This window comes from Actinomadura monticuli (genome assembly GCF_041463655.1).
Lineage (GTDB): Bacteria > Actinomycetota > Actinomycetes > Streptosporangiales > Streptosporangiaceae > Spirillospora > Spirillospora monticuli.
Genome location: NZ_JAXCEI010000006.1, coordinates 102159 through 119413, shown reverse-complemented (window position 1 = coordinate 119413; position 17255 = coordinate 102159). Strand labels below are relative to the sequence as shown.

The following is a 17255-nucleotide window of genomic DNA, read 5'->3' as shown; positions in this document are numbered from 1 at the left end:
GCGCGCGGCGCGCATCTCAGATGTCGAGGAAGCGCACGTCCTTGGCGTTGCGCTGGATGAACTCCCGGCGGGGCTCGACCTCCTCGCCCATGAGCACGCTGAACAGCTCGTCCGCCTGGGCGGCGTCGTCCAGCTGGACCTGCAGCAGGACCCGGTTGTCGGGGTCCATGGTGGTGTCCCACAGCTCGTTGGCGTTCATCTCGCCGAGGCCCTTGAAGCGCTGCACCTGGTCGCGGGGACGGGGGTCGCGCTTGCCGGCGGCGATCCCGGCCTCGATGATCGCGTCCCGTTCGGCGTCGGAGAAGGCGTAGTCGGCCTCGTTGCCCCGCGCGTCCCACTTGATCTTGTAGAGCGGGGGCTGCGACAGGTACACGTGGCCGGCCTCGATCAGCGGCTTCATGAACCGGAACAGCAGCGTCATCAGCAGCGTGTTGATGTGGTGGCCGTCGACGTCCGCGTCCGACATCAGGATGATCTTGTGGTAGCGGAGCTTGGCGATGTCGAACTCGTCGTGCACGCCGGTGCCCAGCGCCGTGATGATCGCCTGGACCTCGTTGTTCTTCAGGATCCGGTCGATCCGGGCCTTCTCCACGTTCAGGATCTTGCCGCGGATCGGGAGGATCGCCTGGAAGTGCGGGTTGCGGCCGCCCTTCGCGGAGCCGCCCGCGGAGTCGCCCTCGACGATGTACAGCTCGGACTTCGCCGGGTCGGTGGACTGGCAGTCCGACAGCTTGCCGGGCAGCGACGTCGACTCCAGCAGGCTCTTGCGCCGGGTCAGGTCGCGCGCCTGCCGCGCCGCGACCCGTGCCCGCGCGGCCTGCGAGGCCTTGTTGATGATCTCCTTGGCCTCGCCCGGGTTCTCCTCGAACCAGTCGCGCAGGTGCTCGTTGCACGCCTTCTGGACGAACGACTTGGCCTCGGTGTTGCCGAGCTTGGTCTTCGTCTGGCCCTCGAACTGCGGATCGGCCAGCTTGATGGAGATGATCGCGGTGAGGCCCTCGCGGACGTCCTCGCCGGTCAGGTTGTCGTCCTTGTCGCGCAGCAGGCCCTTGTCGCGGGCGTACCGGTTGACGATCGTGGTGAGCGCCGCGCGGAAGCCCTCCTCGTGGGTGCCGCCCTCCGCCGTGTTGATGGTGTTCGCGAAGGTGTGCACGGACTCGGCGTAGGACGAGTTCCACTGCATCGCGATCTCCAACGACATGCCCTGCGTGTCGTCGTCGAAGTAGACCACCGACTCGTGTACGGCGTCCTTGCGCGCGTTGATGTAGCGGACGAAGTCCTCGATGCCGCCCTCGTAGTGGTACCGGACGACGTGCGGCTCACCGTTGGAGTGGTCGGGCCGCTCGTCCCGCAGCGTGATGGACAGGCCGCGGTTGAGGAACGCCATCTCCTGCATGCGGCGGGAGAGGGTCTCGAAGTTCCACTCGGTCGTCTCGAAGATGTCGGGGTCCGGCCAGAACCTGATGATCGTGCCGGTCTTGTCGGCCGGCTCGCCCTTGCGGAGCTCGGTCTCGGGCCCCTGCCACGTATAGGACTGGCGCCATACGTGGCCGTCGGTGCGGACCTCGGCCTCCAACCGGGTGGACAGCGCGTTCACCACGGCCGAGCCCACACCGTGCAGGCCGCCCGAGACGGCGTAGGACTTGCCGTCGAACTTGCCGCCCGCGTGCAGCGTGGTCAGCACCAACTCGATGGCCGGGCGTTTCTCGACCGGATGCTCGCCGACGGGGATGCCGCGGCCGTTGTCGTCCACGCTGACGCCGCCGTCGGCCAGCAGCGTCACCAGGATGTCGTCGGCATAGCCGGCGAGGGCCTCGTCGACCGCGTTGTCCACGATCTCGTAGACGAGGTGGTGCAAACCGCGCTCACCGGTCGAGCCGATGTACATGCCCGGGCGCTTGCGAACCGCCTCAAGCCCTTCAAGGACAGTGATCGAACTAGCGTCGTACGCCAAAGGAGATCCTCCTGCCGGGGATGTCCGCCGCTCCGCGCCCGAGGGAGGCGCGGTGTGCCCCGTAACACACATGGGGGCACCCGGTTGTGCTCTGTTCGCGTTGGTCAGAGCCCCGGGCACCCCATGGCGGCGCAGCATCCTGAACCCACATGCATTCTACCGGGTGGGCCGACAAAAAGTGGCACTCACGAGCGCTGTGTGCGCGTGTGGCGGCCGGGAGGGCCTGGAGCTACATCCCCCTATAGGGCCCGGGGGGTTCTCTGGCCTACGTGGCGCTGGCCGCTGAACTCGGCCCGCCGTGCCCCGAACAGATGTTCCCACCCGCCGGAGCCGGATTCAGCGCACGCGCCAGGCGCCGGTCCGGCGCGGGCCGGACGACGGGCCCACCACCTTCACCCGGCGGACGGTGCCGTGCCCGAGCTCCTCGTTCAACCGCCGGACGAGGGTGGACGACAGCAGGCGCAGCTGCGTCGCCCACGTCGTCGAGTCGGCGGCGACGGTGAGCACGCCGTCCTCGAAGTGCTCCGGACGGGTGTGCTCGGCCAGATCGGCGCCGACGATCCCCGCCCAGTTGCCGAACACGCCGCCGACGGCCGCCCGCTGCTCCCAGCCGCGGGACGCCAGCAGGTCGCGGATCGCGGAACCGAACGGCTTCGGGTCGCCGCCGCGGCTGGGGTCCCGCACCCGGACGACACGTCCGTGGCCCTTGCGCTTGCCGTTCTGGCCGGGGAGCGTGCCGCGCTTCAGGGCGTCCGCCTTCGCCTGGGCGAGCGCCTCGCGCGCCAGCTCGATGCCCGACTTGGGCGGCGGCGCCGGTGATGCCGGTGATGCCGGTGATGCCGGTGATGCCGGTGATGCCGGTGATGCCGGTGGCGCCGGTGGCGCCTCGTCCGCGGCGGAGTCGTGCACATCCTGTGGATCGTCGCTCACGCGCTCACCCCTTCCGGACGACCTCGCCGTCGGCGACGGTATACGAGCCCCCCGTCAATTCGGCCGGGACATCGGCGGGCACGGCGGCCGTGATCAGGACCTGCTCGGCCGGCGCCACCATGGCCGCCAGCCGGCTGCGGCGCCCCGTGTCCAGCTCGGCGAACACATCGTCCAGGATGAGGACGGGATCGTCGCCGTCCTCGCGCAGCAGCTCGAACGCGCCGAGCCGCAGGCCGAGCGCGAACGACCACGACTCGCCGTGACTCGCGTAACCGCGCGCCGGGAGCTCCCCCAGGCGCAGGACGAGCTCGTCCCTATGCGGGCCGACGAGACTCACCCCCCGCTCCAGTTCCTGCTTGCGCGACTCGCCGACGGCCGCCATCAGCTGCTCGGCGAGTTGTCCACGGTCTGTGGACAACTCCACGTCCCCCAGCGAACTCCTGTAGATGAGGTCCGCCGCACCGCTGTGCGGAGCAAGGGCCGCATAGGCGCGCGCGACGAGCGGACGCAGCGCCTCGACCAAGCTCAGCCGTGCCGCCAGCAGGTCCGCCCCCGTACGCGCCAGGTGCGAATCCCACACGTCGAGGGTCGCGAGCACCTCGGGACCAGGGGAACGCCTGTGCGCGGCCGCCGATTTCAACAGGGCGTTGCGCTGCTTGAGGACGCGGTCGTAGTCGGAACGCACACCGGCGAAACGCGGAGCGCGCGCGGTGAGCAACTCGTCCATGAACCGGCGCCGCTCCCCCGGATCGCCCTTCACCAGCGCGAGGTCCTCCGGGGCGAACAGCACCGTCCGGAGCATCCCCAGGATCTCCCTCGGCCTGGGGACGGGGGACCGGTTGAGCCGCGCCCGGTTCGCCTTGCCCGGGTTGATCTCAAGCTCGATCAGCGCCTTGCGGTCGTCCTTCACCACCCCGGCCCGGACGATCGCGCGCGGCGATCCGTGCCGGACGAGCGGCGCGTCCGTCGAGGCCCGGTGGCTGCTGTGGGAGGCGACGTATCCGATGGCCTCGACGAGGTTCGTCTTGCCCTGCCCGTTGGGCCCCACGAACGCGGTGACTCCCGGCTCCAGCGCGACCTCGGCGGCCGGATACGAGCGGAAGTCCTGCAACGAAAGGTGGGCGACGTGCACCCGCACGAGCGTAGAGCCTCACCGGCGCCGATCGGGCCGCGGGCCCGTGGGCGGCGGCCCGTGGGCGGCGGGGTCAGACCTTGGGAGGGGTGACGTCGGCGCCGGGGGAGTCGCCGTCGTCGCCGGCGGCCGCCACCGCGTGGCCGCCGAACTGCTGGCGGAGGGCGGCGACGACGCGCATCGCGGGGGAGTCGCTCTGGCGGGAGGCGAAGCGGGCGAACAGGGAGGCGCTGATGGCGGGCAGCGGGACGGCGTGCTCGACCGCCGCCTGCACCGTCCAGCGGCCCTCGCCCGAGTCGTGGGCGTAGCCGCGCAGATCGTCCAGCTCGGGATCGCCGGCGAGCGCGCGGTTCAGCAGGTCCAGCAGCCAGGACCGGATGACCGTGCCCTCCTGCCAGCTCAGGAACGTCTCCGGCACCCTGGTGACGAGGGGACTGGCCTCGATCAGCTCGTAGCCTTCGCCGAACGCCTGCATCATCGCGTACTCGATGCCGTTGTGGACCATCTTCACGTAATGGCCCGCGCCGACCTTGCCGGAGTGGACGAACCCGAAGTCCCCCTCCGGCTTCAGCGTCTCGAAGATGGGCATCAGCCGCTTCACGTTGTCGTCGTCGCCGCCGACCATGAGCGCGTAGCCGTTCTCCAGGCCCCACACGCCGCCGCTCACCCCGCAGTCGACGAACCCGATGCCCTTCGCCGCGAGCTCCTCGCCGTGCTTCTGGTCGTCCACATAGTGTGAATTACCACCGTCGACGACGAGGTCGCCGGGCTGCAGGATCTCCCCCAGGCTGTGGATGGTGTCCGCGGTGGGCTTGCCCGCGGGCACCATCACCCACACCGCGCGCGGCGGGGAGAGCCGCTCGACCAGCTCCTCGACCGACCCGACGTCGCTGACCTGGGGGTCGTGGTCATAGCCGATGACGGTGTGGCCGCCGCGGCGGAGCCGCTCGGCCATGTTGCCGCCCATCTTGCCCAGGCCGATGATCCCAAGCTCCATGAAAAGCTCACTCTCCCCTGTGCGTGACTGCCATGCGTGACCGTCCGTGCGTCACTGCCCGCTCGTGACTGCCTGAGTGCGTGCGTCTTACGTCCCGTCCTAGTCCCCCGCGCGTCCGGGGGCATGCCCCGGGGCCCGTCCCTATCCGGACAGCCGGACGGGCATGATCAGGTAACGGTAGTTGGGGTTCTCCCCGTCCTGCGGGGGCTTCCCGGTGAGGACGGCCGGCTTCGTCGGCGTCGTGAACGACAGCCGCGCCACGTCCGATCCGATCGCTGAGAGCCCGTCGAGGAGGAACGCGGGGTTGAAGGCGATGTCGATGTCCTCGCCCTCCAGGGACGCCTCAAGGGCCTCCACGGCCTGAGCCTCGTCCCCGGTGCCCGCCTCCAGGACGACCTCGCCCTGGCTGAACGACAGCCGGACGGGCGTGTTCCGCTCGGCGACCAGCGAGACGCGCTTGACCGCCTCGATGAACGGCGCGGTCTGGATCTCGGCGAGGCCCGCGTACTCGCTCGGCAGCAGCGACCGGTACTTGACGAAGTCGCCGTCCAGCAGCCGGGACGTGGTGCGGCGGCCACCGCCCTCGAAACCGATCATGCCGTCGCCGGTGCCGCCCGCCCCGCCGAGCGCGATCGACACCTCGGCGCCGGCGGTCAGCGACTTGGCGGTGTCGGCGAGCGTCCGCGCCGGGACGAGCGCGACCGCGGAGAAGTCGGGCCGCTCCGGCTTCCAGTGCAGTTCGCGGACGGCCAGCCGGTAGCGGTCGGTCGACGCCAGCGTGACCGTCTCGCCCTCGATCTCCACCCGGACGCCGGTCAGCATCGGGATCGTGTCGTCCTTGCCGGCGGCGATCGCGACCTGGGAGACGGCGGCGGCGAACTCGTCACTGCCCACCGAGCCCGCGGCGGGCGGCATCTCCGGGAGCGTCGGGTAGTCCTCCACAGGCATGGTGAGGAGTGTGAACTTCGCGCTGCCGCAGCGGAGCATCACCTTCGCGCCGTCCGTCGTGACCTCCACAGGGTGGGGAGGAAGGCTGCGCGAGATCTCGGCGAGCAGGCGGCCCGACACCAGGGCCGTCCCCGCCTCCTCGACGTCGATCTCCGTGGACACCTGGGCGGAGACCTCGTAGTCGAACGCGGACAGCTTCAGCCGGTCGTCGTTGCCCTCGCCACCGGCGACGAGGTGCATGCCCGCGAGGACGGGCACCGGCGGCCGGACGGGCAGTGTGCGCGCGGTCCAGGCGACGGCGTCGGCGAGGGCATCTCTGTCGATGCGGAACTTCAACGGGACCAGCCTCCTGCGGGTGTCGGACAAGGGTGCGGTGATCTCGGCCGGACCGGGGAGCTCGGGGCAGGTTGTCCCCAGGCCCTGACTTGAGATGGATCTTTCCTTGGATAGAGAAGTAGAGCAGTACTAGTAATAGGGGCCGTGGATAGTGTGGACAGAGCCCGTTTCCGCAGGTCATCCCGCGTTTCTCTGTCCACCGGGCCTGTGCATGGCCGGTGGACGGCGCGGGACGGCCTGGGGACGGCGAAACTGTCCCCACACGTCATCCTCAAGTCATCCCCCGGTTTTCCACGAGTTCTCCACGGGTATGTCATCGGGTTCGGCGGCCTGTGTACAGCGGGCGGCTGATGGCGGGCTTTGCGCACAGGCTCGTCCCCAGGCCGTCCCCAGCCCGTCCACGGGTTGTCCACCGGTTCTCCCCAGGGCGGCGACGCGGGCCCACAGCCGGTCCACATCCGTCCACCCTTCATCCTCAGCTTTTCCAGCGGTTGCCCACCGGGTTATCCACGAAAATCCCCAGGGTTTTCCACAACCTGTGAGTAGCCGCTTCGGTTCTCTGGGGAAGCGCGCATTTTGTCGGTTCTTTGCCTTCGGCAGGGTGTGGACGATCCGGCGGGGGCCTGTCCACAGGGGTGACGCGGGTCTGTCCACAGTGTGTACGACGGGGTGCGTCAGCGCTTGCGGGCCTGGTGCTTGATGCGCCCGGTCAGCTCCGTGACCTGGTTGTAGATGGCGCGGCGCTCGGCCATCAGGGAGCGGATCTTGCGTTCGGCGTGCATGACCGTGGTGTGGTCGCGTCCGCCGAACTGCTGCCCGATCTTGGGGAGGGACAGCTCGGTCAGCTCCCGGCACAGGTACATCGCGATCTGCCGGGCGGTGACGAGCATCCGGGAGCGGGACGGCCCGCACAGGTCCTCGATCGTCGTGCCGAAGTACTCGACCGTCTGCGCCATGATCATCGCAGCGGTGATCTCGGGGCCGGAGTCGTTGGGGATCAGGTCCTTGAGGACGATCTCGGCGAGCTTCATGTCCACCGACTGCCGGTTCAGGCTCGCGAACGCCGTCACCCTGATCAGCGCGCCCTCCAGCTCGCGGATGTTCGTCGCGATCTGCGAGGCGATGAACTCCAGCACGTCCGGCGGCGCGGCGAGGCCCTCCTGGCGAGCCTTCTTCTGCAGGATCGCGATCCGCGTCTCCAGCTCGGGCGGCTGGACGTCGGTCGTCAGGCCCCACTCGAACCGGTTGCGGAGCCGGTCCTCCAGCGTGACCAGCTCCTTGGGCGGGCGGTCGCTGGAGATCACGATCTGCTTGCTGGCGTTGTGCAGGGTGTTGAAGGTGTGGAAGAACTCCTCCTGCGTCTGCTCCTTGCCCTCAAGGAACTGGATGTCGTCGACGAGGAGGATGTCCACATCCCGGTACCTGCGGCGGAAACCGTCGGCCTTTCCGTCGCGGATCGAGTTGATGAAGTCGTTCGTGAACTCCTCGGAGCTCACATAGCGCACACGCGCCCCATTGAAGAGGCTCTGCGCGTAATGCCCGATCGCGTGGAGCAGGTGGGTCTTGCCCAGGCCGGAGTCGCCGTAGACGAACAGCGGGTTGTACGCCTTGGCCGGCTGCTCGGCGACCGCGACCGCCGCGGCGTGCGCGAACCGGTTGGACGAGCCGATGACGAACGTCTCGAACGTGTACTTGGGGTTCAGGCGTGCGTGTTCGGACGCGCCCGCTCCCTGCGCAGGGGCGGGCGCAGGCGCAGGGGCCCGCGGGTCGGCGGCCCTGGGGTCGGCGGCTTCCTCGTCGCGGAACGCGCCCTCGCCCCGGTAGGGCTCCTCACCGGGGCGGTACTGCTGTTCGCCGCCGGAGAACGACGACTCCCCGCCCTGGAACTCGTCCCCGTGGCCGAGCTGTGGCTCGCTCTGGGACTCGGGGCCCTGCTGCTCTGGGCGCCGCTGGTCCGATCCTCCCCGTAGCGGGCCGAGCGTGCGGTCGTTCAGGTGGGAGTGCGGCGGTCGCCCTGGAGGCTCGCCGCCGAAACCTTCCTGCTGCCCGCCGTAGCCGGGGAAGGGGCGACCCTCGTACGGGCCCCTTCCCCCCGGCCCTGTCCCATAGGAGGGCGGACGCGGGGCAGGTGGATAACCGCCGCGCTCGTCATCCGCAGCCTGTGGATAACCTCCGGGCGGACCCGGGTTGTGGGTAACTCCCGACCGCGACCGGTACCCCTGCTCGCCGTACGGCGCGTCACCGTACGGCTGCTCCGGATAAGGACGGTCGGACCGCTCCCCATAGGAGTCATAGGAGTCGGACCGTTCTCTGTCGCTGCCGTAGGGACGATCCCGGTCACGGTCGTCGTGCGGCCGCTCACCGTAGGGCTCGCCATAAGAAGAAGGAGGCTCGTGCATGCCCAGCCCGGCGCCCGGCCCGGGAATCGGTGCGGAGAGAGGCTCTCCCGACCGCGAACCAGGACCGGCGGCGGGCCCGCCGGCACCCCCGGGCGGCTCCGGCTGGACGGTCACCGCGACGCGGATCTCCCTGCCCAGCTCGCGGGAAAGCGCCTGCGTGATGAGGTTCCGGAGGCGGGTCTCAAGCGCGTCCTTGGCGAACTCGTTCGGCGCGGCCAGCAGGGCCGTCCCCTCGACGAGCGCCAGCGGGCGGACCATCGGCAGCCATGCGCGGTAACTCGGAGACAGATCGCTCTCGGCCAGTGCGGTGAGGGTGCGGGCCCAGACCGATCCGAGATCCTGACCGTCCATGCGCGAGGTCCCCCCTCCACCGACTCCGCCGAACGGAGTACCTGACTGCCCGGCTCTCCCACGGGATACGGCACGCCTCTCAGGGCCCGGCCGTGACGCGGAAGACTTACTCTCTCACGAGTTGTCCACAGAGTTGTCCACATGCTGTGCATAGGCATGCGGCACCTGTGTAAAACCCGTGGGGCGGGTCACTGGATGCGAGGTCGGAAAGGCTTCGGCCTTGTCGCGGCCGGGACGGGGCGATTCTGGAACGGGGGGCTTGAGGGCAAAAGGCCGACATCAGATCATCGAATACGTCGAAGGAGCGTCGGCTCGCCCGGACGACCCTAACCCTTGCCGCCCCCACCCGCAACACGAACCTATCCCGTCCACAGCGCATCCTCTGGCCCCCCGTCCGGGGCTGAGCGGCGTGCGCGGGACATGAGGTGCACGGAGCCATGAGGCGCACGGAGGCCGACTCCGTTTGACCGCGTGGCCGGAGAGCCCGTAACGTGCTGAGGTCGAGTCGCATCGACGGAGATGCCGCGTGCCCGCCGGCAGCCCCTCCAGGCGAGTCCGGGTGGGCCCCCGCTGCGGGGGACCGGACGCGGCCCCCGGTGCGAGTTATCGAGACTTAAGACCCGTAGCCGAACGACCGCAGCACTGGAGCCTCAAGTGAGCAAGCGTACTTTCCAGCCGAACAACCGTCGTCGCCACAAGAAGCACGGCTTCCGGCTGCGCATGCGCACCCGCGCCGGACGCGCGATCCTGTCCGGCCGCCGCGGCAAGGGCCGCGCCCGCGTCGCGGTCTGACCCACCCGGGACTGTGCTGCCGTCCGGCAACCGGATGCGGCGGCGGGACGACTTCACGATGGCCGTCCGGCGCGGGCGCCGCGCCGGACGGCCGACTGTCGTCGTTCACCTGCTTCGCCCGGACGAGGCGCCGGCGGCGGACGCACCGCCGCTGGTCGGGTTCATCGTGGCGCGCACCGTCGGCAACGCCGTCGTCCGCAACACGGCACGGCGCCGGCTCCGCCACCTGATGCGCCCGCGCCTCGACCGGCTCCCAGCGGGTAGCCTGCTCGTAGTGCGCGCCAACCCCCGTGCGGGAACGGCGCGCTCAGACGAACTGGCCGCGGATCTGGAGTCGGCGCTCGACCGGCTGCTGCGGCCCGCGTCCAAGGGGCGAAGATGACGAGTCGGCAGGGGACCGCGTCCCCCGCGCAGCACGACGAGACGGGCCGTCCAGGCCCCGTCGCGCGCGTGCTGATCCTCCTCGTCCGCGCCTACCGCCGCTTCTTGAGTCCCCTGCTCGGGCAGCAGTGCCGATTCCACCCCACATGCAGTGCGTACGGTCTGGAGGCGCTCCAGGTTCACGGGGCATTGCGCGGCACGTGGCTGACGGCCCGCCGGATCGCGCGGTGCCACCCGTTCAACCCCGGGGGTTATGACCCGGTGCCGCCGAAGAAGACGTCCGGCCCGGCCCCCTCCGGGGAATCCTCGGAGTCCGGCGACGCGTTCGGACAGGAACCGTCCGTCTTCTCCGGGGAATCTGAGGGGACGGCCCCTCAGCAGCGATCCGCGGCGGCCTCCTCGAACTCCGGCCGCGAGGAGAGCGGCCACGCCCTAGCAGAGCCCAAGGAGCTGCCCGGTGCTTGATTGGTTGTACGAGATCGTCTCTCAGCTCATCGTGTGGATACACACAGGGCTCAGTACGGTCGTCCCCAAGGACAGCGGATGGGCGTGGGGCGGTTCGATCATCCTGCTCACCGTCCTGCTGCGGCTCATACTCGTTCCGCTCTTCGTGAAGCAGATCCACGCCTCACGGAAGATGCAGGAGCTGAACCCCAAGGTCCAGGCGCTGCGCAAGAAGTACAAGAACGACAAGCAGCGCCTCAACCAGGAGGTCATGAAGCTCTACCAGGAGAACGGCGCCAACCCGCTGTCGGGCTGCCTGCCACTCCTGGTGCAGATGCCGATCTTCATCGGGCTGTTCCAGACGCTGAAGCAGATCTCGGACGCGAAGTCGGGCGAGAGCGTCTTCGCCGTCTCGTCCGACCTGGTGGCCAGCGCGCAGAACGCCAACATCTTCGGCGCGCACATCCCCGACACGTTCCTGAACGCGTGGGGCGCCGACCCCAAGTCGTGGACGGCGATCATCGTCACCGGCATCGCCGTGGTGATCAGCTCCGTCACGACGTTCTTCACCGTCCGGGCCAGCATGAAGCGGCAGCCGGTCACCGACGACGCCAACCCGATGATGCAGGCGCAGAAGATGATGGTCTTCTTGGCCCCGCTGTTCGGCCTGTTCGGCCTCGGTTTCCCGCTGGGCGTCCTCATGTACTGGGTCACGTCCAACAGCTGGACGCTGGCGCAGCAGCACTACATCTACAAGAAGTACCCGCCGCCCGCCACCAACGGCGAGGCCGCGACGACGACCACCACCGGCAAGACGGGCGGCACGAAGACGGCGGGCACGAAGACCGGTACGAAGACCGGCGCCAAGTCGACGTCGTCCAAGAACGGCCAGTCGACGTCCGGCGTCAAGGCCAAGGCCCGGCTGAAGAAGGAGCCTGAACCGGCCCCCGAGCCCGAGGCCAAGCCGAAGGTCGTGCGCAACCAGCCGACCCGCAAGTCGCGCAGCAAGCGCAGCGGCACCCAGAAGCGCTAGTTTGAACCCCGAGCACGTGCCGGAGAAGGAGACCCCGTTGAGCCAGACCGACACGACCGAGGTCGACGTCCAGGCGCTCGAACAGGAAGGCGAGATCGCCGCCGACTACATCGAGGGCCTGCTGGACATCGGTGACTACGACGGTGACATCGACATGGACGTCGAGGGCGAGCGAGCGATGGTCGCCGTCGTCGGTGCCTCGCTGGACGAGCTGGTCGGCAAGCGCGGCGAGGTCCTGGAGGCGCTGCAGGAGCTGACCCGGCTGGCCGTCCACCGCCAGACGGGCAACCGCACCCGCCTCATGCTCGACATCGGCGGCTACCGCGAGCGCCGGCGCGCCGAGCTCACCAAGCTCGGCACGGACGTCGCGGACGAGGTCAGGCAGGCCGGCGAGTCCAAGCCGCTCGCCCCGATGACCCCGTTCGAGCGCAAGATCGTCCACGACGCGGTCGCCGCCGCCGGTCTCCGCAGCGAGTCCGAGGGCGAGGAGCCCGACCGCTACGTGGTCGTCTACCCCGCCTGATCCCCTGCTCCGGCCGCCCAGGTCGGCCCAGTCTCCGAACGGCCCCGCTGCCCTACCGGCACCGGGGCCGTTTCCTTACCCGCCCCCTCGCTGCCCTGGCTGCACCCGGCCCCGTGCAACGGCGCGCTCGCGCGTGTGCGCGAAGCCTGTGGGATGCGAAACCCGCCCGCGCGGGAAGCGGAGCTTGTGCGTCCAGGGGCTATGGGCGCGGACCCGAGGTCAGGTCTGTACCGAGATGTGCGGCCTGCCTGCCCCGTCCGCGCATCTGGCATGTGTGAAGACTGTGGATAACTCGGCCAGGTGCGGTGCCCGCGCCCTGCTCGGCACGGGGCTTTGCGCTAGGACCTGCGCATGTGCGGGGCTGTGGATAATTCGTCCGGCCACAGGAAGGGCCGCGCGTCCTGGCTGGTCAGGCCCGGGCCTCGCGGGCCCGCGTGTCTGTGGATCTCGGGTGGTGCCGGGGGCAGGGCATGTGCGCGGGTGGCATGCACGGGGTGTGGATAACTGGCCGGGCACGGGAGGGCCCCGCGCCCTGGCCGGCGCGGGGCCCCAGTTGCTCGGTGTGCGTCGCCGCCCGAGCACACCGAGCGGGTACCCGTGTTCGGATTACCGCCGGGCGGTGCGCCGCCACCTGCGGCGCTGCGGCGGGACGCGGTCCCCGGCGTCCACGACGGACGTGGTGTTCTCCGCCGCGGGGTCCTGTGCGTGCGCGGGATCCTGGGCGTAGGCCGGATCCTGCGCGACGTGGCCGTGCGTCACACCCTGGTCCGCCGGGTGTTCGATCACCCGTTCGACTCGCTCGGCCGGACGGCCCATGGGAGCCGGGTCCTCGATGATGTGCTCCTCGCGGACGATGGTGCCGGGTTCGTCCCCGTAGGCGGGGTCGGCGCCGACGACCCGGCCGGCGCGGCGGCGAGGCCGCGTGTACTTGTAGGTGAAGGCCAAGCTGGCAAGCCCCACCAGGATCAGGATCCAGCCGACCAGTTGGATGTCGACACCACTGAGTTCGACGCGCAGGGCGAACGCGAGGATCGCCCCGATGGCGATGAACGCGAGACTGACTCCGATACCCATTTGTCGGAGCTCCTTCCGGGGGGACGGTCGGGCGACACAGCACCTCTACCCGGCGAGTCCCGAATATGCCGAGGGGTCATGTGGTTCTTGCCATAACGCAAGGGTCCGCCCTGGCCCGGCGCCCGGACCATCCACAGGGAACGTTGCGCGTGCACGCCGTCGCCCCGTTATGTGGAACGATTCGTCTGGTGGGGACTGGACGTGAGGTATTCGGTGACGCGCTGCCTATCGCGGAGCGTTACGCGGCGTTCCTCGCGGAGGCCGGGGTCGAACGCGGGCTCATCGGGCCGCGCGAGGTAGACCGGCTGTGGGAACGCCACCTGATCAACTGTGCGGTGGTGTCCGAGGCAGTCCCGGCGGACGCGCACGTCGTGGACATCGGCTCCGGTGCGGGCCTCCCCGGAATCGTCCTCGCGATCGTCCGGCCCGACCTGCGGATCACCCTGCTGGAACCGCTGCTGCGCCGCACCACCTTCCTGGACGAGTGCGTTCAGCTACTCGGCCTGGAGAACGTCGAGGTCCGCAGGGCCCGGGCCGAAGAGGTGGTGAAGGAGTTCTCAGTGGATGTGGCCACCGCGCGCGCCGTCGCCCCTCTCGAACGACTCGCCAAATGGGCCCTCCCTCTGCTGCGTCCGGGCGGGGAGCTCCTCGCGCTCAAGGGCGAGCGGGCCCAGGCCGAGCTGGACGAGGCCGAGCCTGTCCTGAAGCGGCTCGGGGCGCGCTCAACGGAACTGCTGCAAGTCGGGCGCGGTATGGTCGACCCGCCGACAACACTCGTCCGTGTGGTCGCCGGCCGAGGAGAGGTTGTCGGGCGACGACAGCGCGCGCCCCGGCGTGCCAAAGGGTCGAGGAAGAGGTCTTCATGAGCACGGGACCAGGACTGGGCCGGCCTGACCGCGCCGACGAATCCCCCGACGAGCAGCCGCCCGGCTTGGGCGGATCCGGTGCGGACGGGGGTGCGCAGGCGCCGTCCACGGGTGGGGCGCAGGGGGGCTTGGGCCCGGAGACCACGCCGTCCGGGCACGCGATGTGGGGTACCACGACGTCCGGTACCGCGGAGAACGTCGGCTATGTTCCGACGCACGCCGGCGCGCAGCCGCCGGGTCCGCGCCAGGGACCGAATCAGGGGGAGTCAGAACTCGTGCGCGAGGCGCTCAAGGACGCCAAGGTTTCACATGAAACAGCGGTCACCGCGCTCAAGGCGATGTCGGGCCGCAGGGAACGGGAGTGGCCGCGGCCGGACCGATGCCGCGTCATCACCATCGCCAACCAGAAGGGCGGCGTGGGCAAGACCACCAGTTCGGTGAACCTCGCCGCGTCCCTCGCCATGCACGGCGCGCAGGTGCTCGTGGTCGACCTCGACCCCCAGGGCAACGCGTCCACGGCCCTCGGCGTCGAGCACCACGCTGAGGTCCCGTCGATCTACGACGTGCTGATCGAGGACATGGCGCTGGCCGACATCGTCGTCCCGGCGCCGGAGATCCCCAACCTGTACTGTGCGCCCGCGACCCTCAACCTCGCGGGCGCCGAGATCGAACTCGTCTCCAAGGTGGCCCGCGAGTCGCGGCTTCGGCGGGCGCTCGACGCCTACGAGACCGAGAAGTTCGACTATGTGCTGATCGACTGCCCGCCGTCCCTCGGCCTGCTGACGGTGAACGCCCTCGTGGGCGGGGACGAACTGCTCATTCCGATCCAGTGCGAGTACTACGCGCTGGAGGGGCTCGGGCAGCTGATCCGCACCGTCGATCTCGTCAAGGCGCACCTCAACCCGAAACTGAAGGTGTCCACGATCCTGCTCACGATGTACGACGCCCGGACGCGGCTCGCCGCGCAGGTCGCCGAGGACGTCCGGACCCACTTCGGTGACGTCGTTCTCAACACGGTGATCCCCCGCAGCGTGCGAGTGTCGGAGGCCCCGAGCTACGGGCAGTCCGTCATGACCTACGACCCCGGTTCGAGTGGTGCGCTCGCCTACAGCGAGGCCGCCTCGGAGATGGCCCACGGAGGAACTGTCCAGTGAGCCAGCAGCGACGCGGTCTGGGCAGGGGACTCGGCGCCCTCATCCCCACCGCACCGCCCCCGCCCACCGCGGGCGAACCGGGCAGCGCGGGCGAACCCGGATTCCCGGGCGGCCCCACCGCGAACGGCGCCGCCGTTCCCGGGCCGCCTCTCGAGCCGGTCGCCGGCGCCCACTTCGCGGAGCTGCCGCTCAGCTCCATCACGGTCAACCCGCGCCAGCCGCGCGAGCACTTCGACGAGCAGGCGCTGCAGGAGCTCGCCGAGTCGATCGGCATCGTCGGCCTCCTGCAGCCGATCGTCGTCCGCAAGTCCGCGTCGGACTCGCACGACTACGAGCTGATCATGGGGGAGCGCCGCTGGCGGGCGTCCCAGATGGCCGGGCTGGACATCATCCCGGCGATCGTCCGCGACACCGGCGACAACGATCTGCTCCGTGACGCGCTCATGGAGAACCTCCACCGCCAGCAACTGAACCCGCTGGAGGAGGCCGCCGCGTACCAGCAACTGCTGCAGGACTTCGGCGCCACCCACGAGCAGCTCGCCGGCCGCATCGGCCGGTCGCGTCCGCACATCACCAACACGCTCCGGCTGCTGAACCTGCCGCCCGCCGTCCAGCGCCGGGTGGCCGCCGGGGTCCTCTCCGCCGGCCATGCCCGCGCCCTGCTCTCCCTCGACAGCATCGAGGCGCAGGAGCATCTGGCGCAGCGGATCGTCCAGGAGGGCCTCTCGGTCCGCGCCCTGGAGGAGATGATCGCTCTCCGCGAGGTCGAGGACGAACCGAAGGCGCCGCGTCAGGGCCGCCGGAAGAAGCCGGTCGCCCCAGGCTTGAAGGAGCTGGCCGACCGGCTCTCCGACCGCTACGAGACGAAGGTCCGCGTCGATATGGGCCGCAACAAGGGCAAGATCGTGGTCGAGTTCGCCACGCTCGAAGACCTCGACCGCATCATCAAGTCAATGGCCCCGGACGAGGACGGCGCAGGCGACTCCTGACCGTCCGCCTCCGCACCACGCGCCCCGGATCCCACTCGGCTCCGGGGCGCTTTGCATTAGCGCCATGGCGGAACGGCGCGGCGAACGTGGTGTCGTCGCGGCCCGCTCCGGCCGACCATGGCCAGGGGGCGGCCAACCGCCCAGGTGCGCGGAGCAGCGGTCGCGGTGGACTTGCCAGCGAGCGTTGGTTCGGACGACCGCCACTCCCCCAAGGTCTCCCATGAACCCAGAAGGCACTCCCAGAAGCCGGACTTCTGCATCCCCCGGCTGGCCATCGATCATCCCGCAGTGCAACCCGGTGAGCCGCAGCCCGGTATGACACGCGCAACGTCGAGGCCTCGCTGTGGAGAACTCGCTCCAGCACGCGCCGGAGGGCCAGGCCCTTGATGTGCCGCATTGCCGGCGACGCCCAAATGCCGTTGCGTGGCCTCAGCTCATATCTATCGCTAGCGGGCGTTCCCGCCCGCCGGATGTTTCACGGGAAACATCGAACCCACTTGCGCGTATGGGGCGCGCCCAATGCACCGTCGAGTGAAACCCCCAATTCGGCCTCATCCACAGCTAACGAGCACCGCGGTCGGCCCGCTCATCGAGCTCGATGGCGCGTGCGGACCCGGCTGAGCCGCTGCGGCAGAGGACGGACGTCCTCCGCGACGACGACCACCTGTGGACGCTGGTCTAAGGCCGGGCGTGGGATAGACGAGCCGAGCAGCACCATCGCGTGCATCGGCCGAGTCGAGCGGTCCAGGCGAGTTGCGACCGATAGCGAGGACACGGTGCCGCGTCGCAACTGAACCAGGGGGCGCTGGCTGCCCCGTGCGATACGGCAGCGGGCCGCTGCACCCCGGGACTTGGCCGACCTTGCTCTCCGGTCACTGCATCAGAGCCGCCTCTAGTTCTGAACGGGAGTCCATAGACGGGGCTGCCCGTTGGGCGGTGATACACGTGAGAA

14 protein-coding genes and 1 pseudogene are annotated in these 17255 nt (G+C 69.8%); 8 read left to right on the top strand and 7 right to left on the bottom strand.

Annotated elements, in window-relative coordinates; translation table 11 throughout:
- Positions 1-16 precede the first annotated feature (16 nt).
- The 6 genes from gyrB to dnaA form a co-directional block, all read right to left on the bottom strand.
- The gene (gyrB, locus tag SM611_RS15070; protein WP_443112134.1) at positions 17-1954 is read right to left on the bottom strand and encodes a DNA topoisomerase (ATP-hydrolyzing) subunit B; all 1938 of its coding nucleotides are present in this window, start codon (positions 1952-1954) and stop codon (positions 17-19) included.
- Positions 1955-2290: 336 nt separating this feature from the next.
- Positions 2291-2884 carry a DciA family protein gene (locus SM611_RS15065; protein ID WP_371950153.1) on the bottom strand — a complete coding sequence of 198 codons (594 nt, stop codon included), beginning with the start codon at positions 2882-2884 and terminating at the stop codon, positions 2291-2293.
- Between the two features lie 4 nt (positions 2885-2888).
- On the bottom strand, positions 2889-4016 hold the full coding sequence (recF, locus tag SM611_RS15060) for a DNA replication/repair protein RecF (protein WP_371950152.1): 1128 nt from the start codon (positions 4014-4016) through the stop codon (positions 2889-2891).
- A 73-nt stretch (positions 4017-4089) separates the two neighbouring features.
- Positions 4090-5013, bottom strand: coding sequence for a phosphogluconate dehydrogenase (NAD(+)-dependent, decarboxylating) (gene gnd, locus SM611_RS15055; RefSeq protein WP_371950151.1), 924 nt, complete (start codon positions 5011-5013; stop codon positions 4090-4092).
- Positions 5014-5154: 141 nt separating this feature from the next.
- Entirely contained in the window at positions 5155-6297 is a 1143-nt protein-coding gene (dnaN, locus tag SM611_RS15050; RefSeq protein WP_371950150.1) for a DNA polymerase III subunit beta, read from the bottom strand.
- A gap of 674 nt (positions 6298-6971) precedes the next feature.
- Complete coding sequence (gene dnaA, locus SM611_RS15045; RefSeq protein WP_371950149.1) at positions 6972-9047, bottom strand: chromosomal replication initiator protein DnaA; 2076 nt, start codon at positions 9045-9047, stop codon at positions 6972-6974.
- A 654-nt stretch (positions 9048-9701) separates the two neighbouring features.
- On the opposite strand from dnaA, the gene rpmH reads away from it, so the two are divergent.
- The 5 genes and pseudogenes from rpmH (at position 9702) to SM611_RS15020 (ending at position 12220) form a co-directional block, all read left to right on the top strand.
- A complete protein-coding gene (gene rpmH, locus SM611_RS15040) occupies positions 9702-9839 on the top strand; it encodes a 50S ribosomal protein L34 (RefSeq protein ID WP_067628126.1) in 138 nt (45 codons plus the stop codon).
- 13 nt (positions 9840-9852) lie between these two features.
- Entirely contained in the window at positions 9853-10221 is a 369-nt protein-coding gene (rnpA, locus tag SM611_RS15035; protein WP_371950148.1) for a ribonuclease P protein component, read from the top strand.
- Positions 10218-10550, top strand: a pseudogene (yidD, locus tag SM611_RS15030) (membrane protein insertion efficiency factor YidD); the annotation flags it as partial. The gene rnpA and the pseudogene yidD, both read left to right, overlap by 4 nt.
- A gap of 127 nt (positions 10551-10677) precedes the next feature.
- Positions 10678-11697: a membrane protein insertase YidC gene (gene yidC, locus SM611_RS15025; RefSeq protein ID WP_371950147.1), complete on the top strand. Its 1020-nt coding sequence runs from the start codon at positions 10678-10680 to the stop codon at positions 11695-11697.
- 37 nt (positions 11698-11734) lie between these two features.
- On the top strand, positions 11735-12220 hold the full coding sequence (locus SM611_RS15020) for a Jag family protein (protein ID WP_371950146.1): 486 nt from the start codon (positions 11735-11737) through the stop codon (positions 12218-12220).
- Between the two features lie 606 nt (positions 12221-12826).
- On the opposite strand, the gene SM611_RS15015 is transcribed toward SM611_RS15020, so the two are convergent.
- Positions 12827-13294 (bottom strand): DUF6458 family protein, encoded by a 468-nt coding sequence (locus SM611_RS15015; RefSeq protein WP_371950145.1) that lies wholly within the window; start codon positions 13292-13294, stop codon positions 12827-12829.
- A 179-nt stretch (positions 13295-13473) separates the two neighbouring features.
- On the opposite strand from SM611_RS15015, the gene rsmG reads away from it, so the two are divergent.
- The 3 genes from rsmG to SM611_RS15000 all read left to right on the top strand — a co-directional run bounded on the left by rsmG (position 13474) and on the right by SM611_RS15000 (position 16303).
- The gene (gene rsmG / locus SM611_RS15010; RefSeq protein ID WP_371950495.1) at positions 13474-14160 is read left to right on the top strand and encodes a 16S rRNA (guanine(527)-N(7))-methyltransferase RsmG; all 687 of its coding nucleotides are present in this window, start codon (positions 13474-13476) and stop codon (positions 14158-14160) included.
- A gap of 275 nt (positions 14161-14435) precedes the next feature.
- Positions 14436-15314 carry a ParA family protein gene (locus SM611_RS15005; protein ID WP_371950144.1) on the top strand — a complete coding sequence of 293 codons (879 nt, stop codon included), beginning with the start codon at positions 14436-14438 and terminating at the stop codon, positions 15312-15314.
- Positions 15311-16303: a ParB/RepB/Spo0J family partition protein gene (locus tag SM611_RS15000; RefSeq protein WP_371950143.1), complete on the top strand. Its 993-nt coding sequence runs from the start codon at positions 15311-15313 to the stop codon at positions 16301-16303. The genes SM611_RS15005 and SM611_RS15000 overlap by 4 nt, the downstream gene beginning before the upstream one ends.
- The last annotated feature ends 952 nt before the right edge of the window (positions 16304-17255 follow it).

Excerpts from the sequence above, each read along its gene's own strand:
- dnaA (WP_371950149.1), bottom strand. The coding sequence starts at position 9,047 with ATGGACGGTCAGGATCTCGGATCGGTCTGGGCCCGCACCCTCACCGCA.
- SM611_RS15015 (WP_371950145.1), bottom strand. The coding sequence starts at position 13,294 with ATGGGTATCGGAGTCAGTCTCGCGTTCATCGCCATCGGGGCGATCCTC.
- gnd (WP_371950151.1), bottom strand. The coding sequence starts at position 5,013 with ATGGAGCTTGGGATCATCGGCCTGGGCAAGATGGGCGGCAACATGGCC.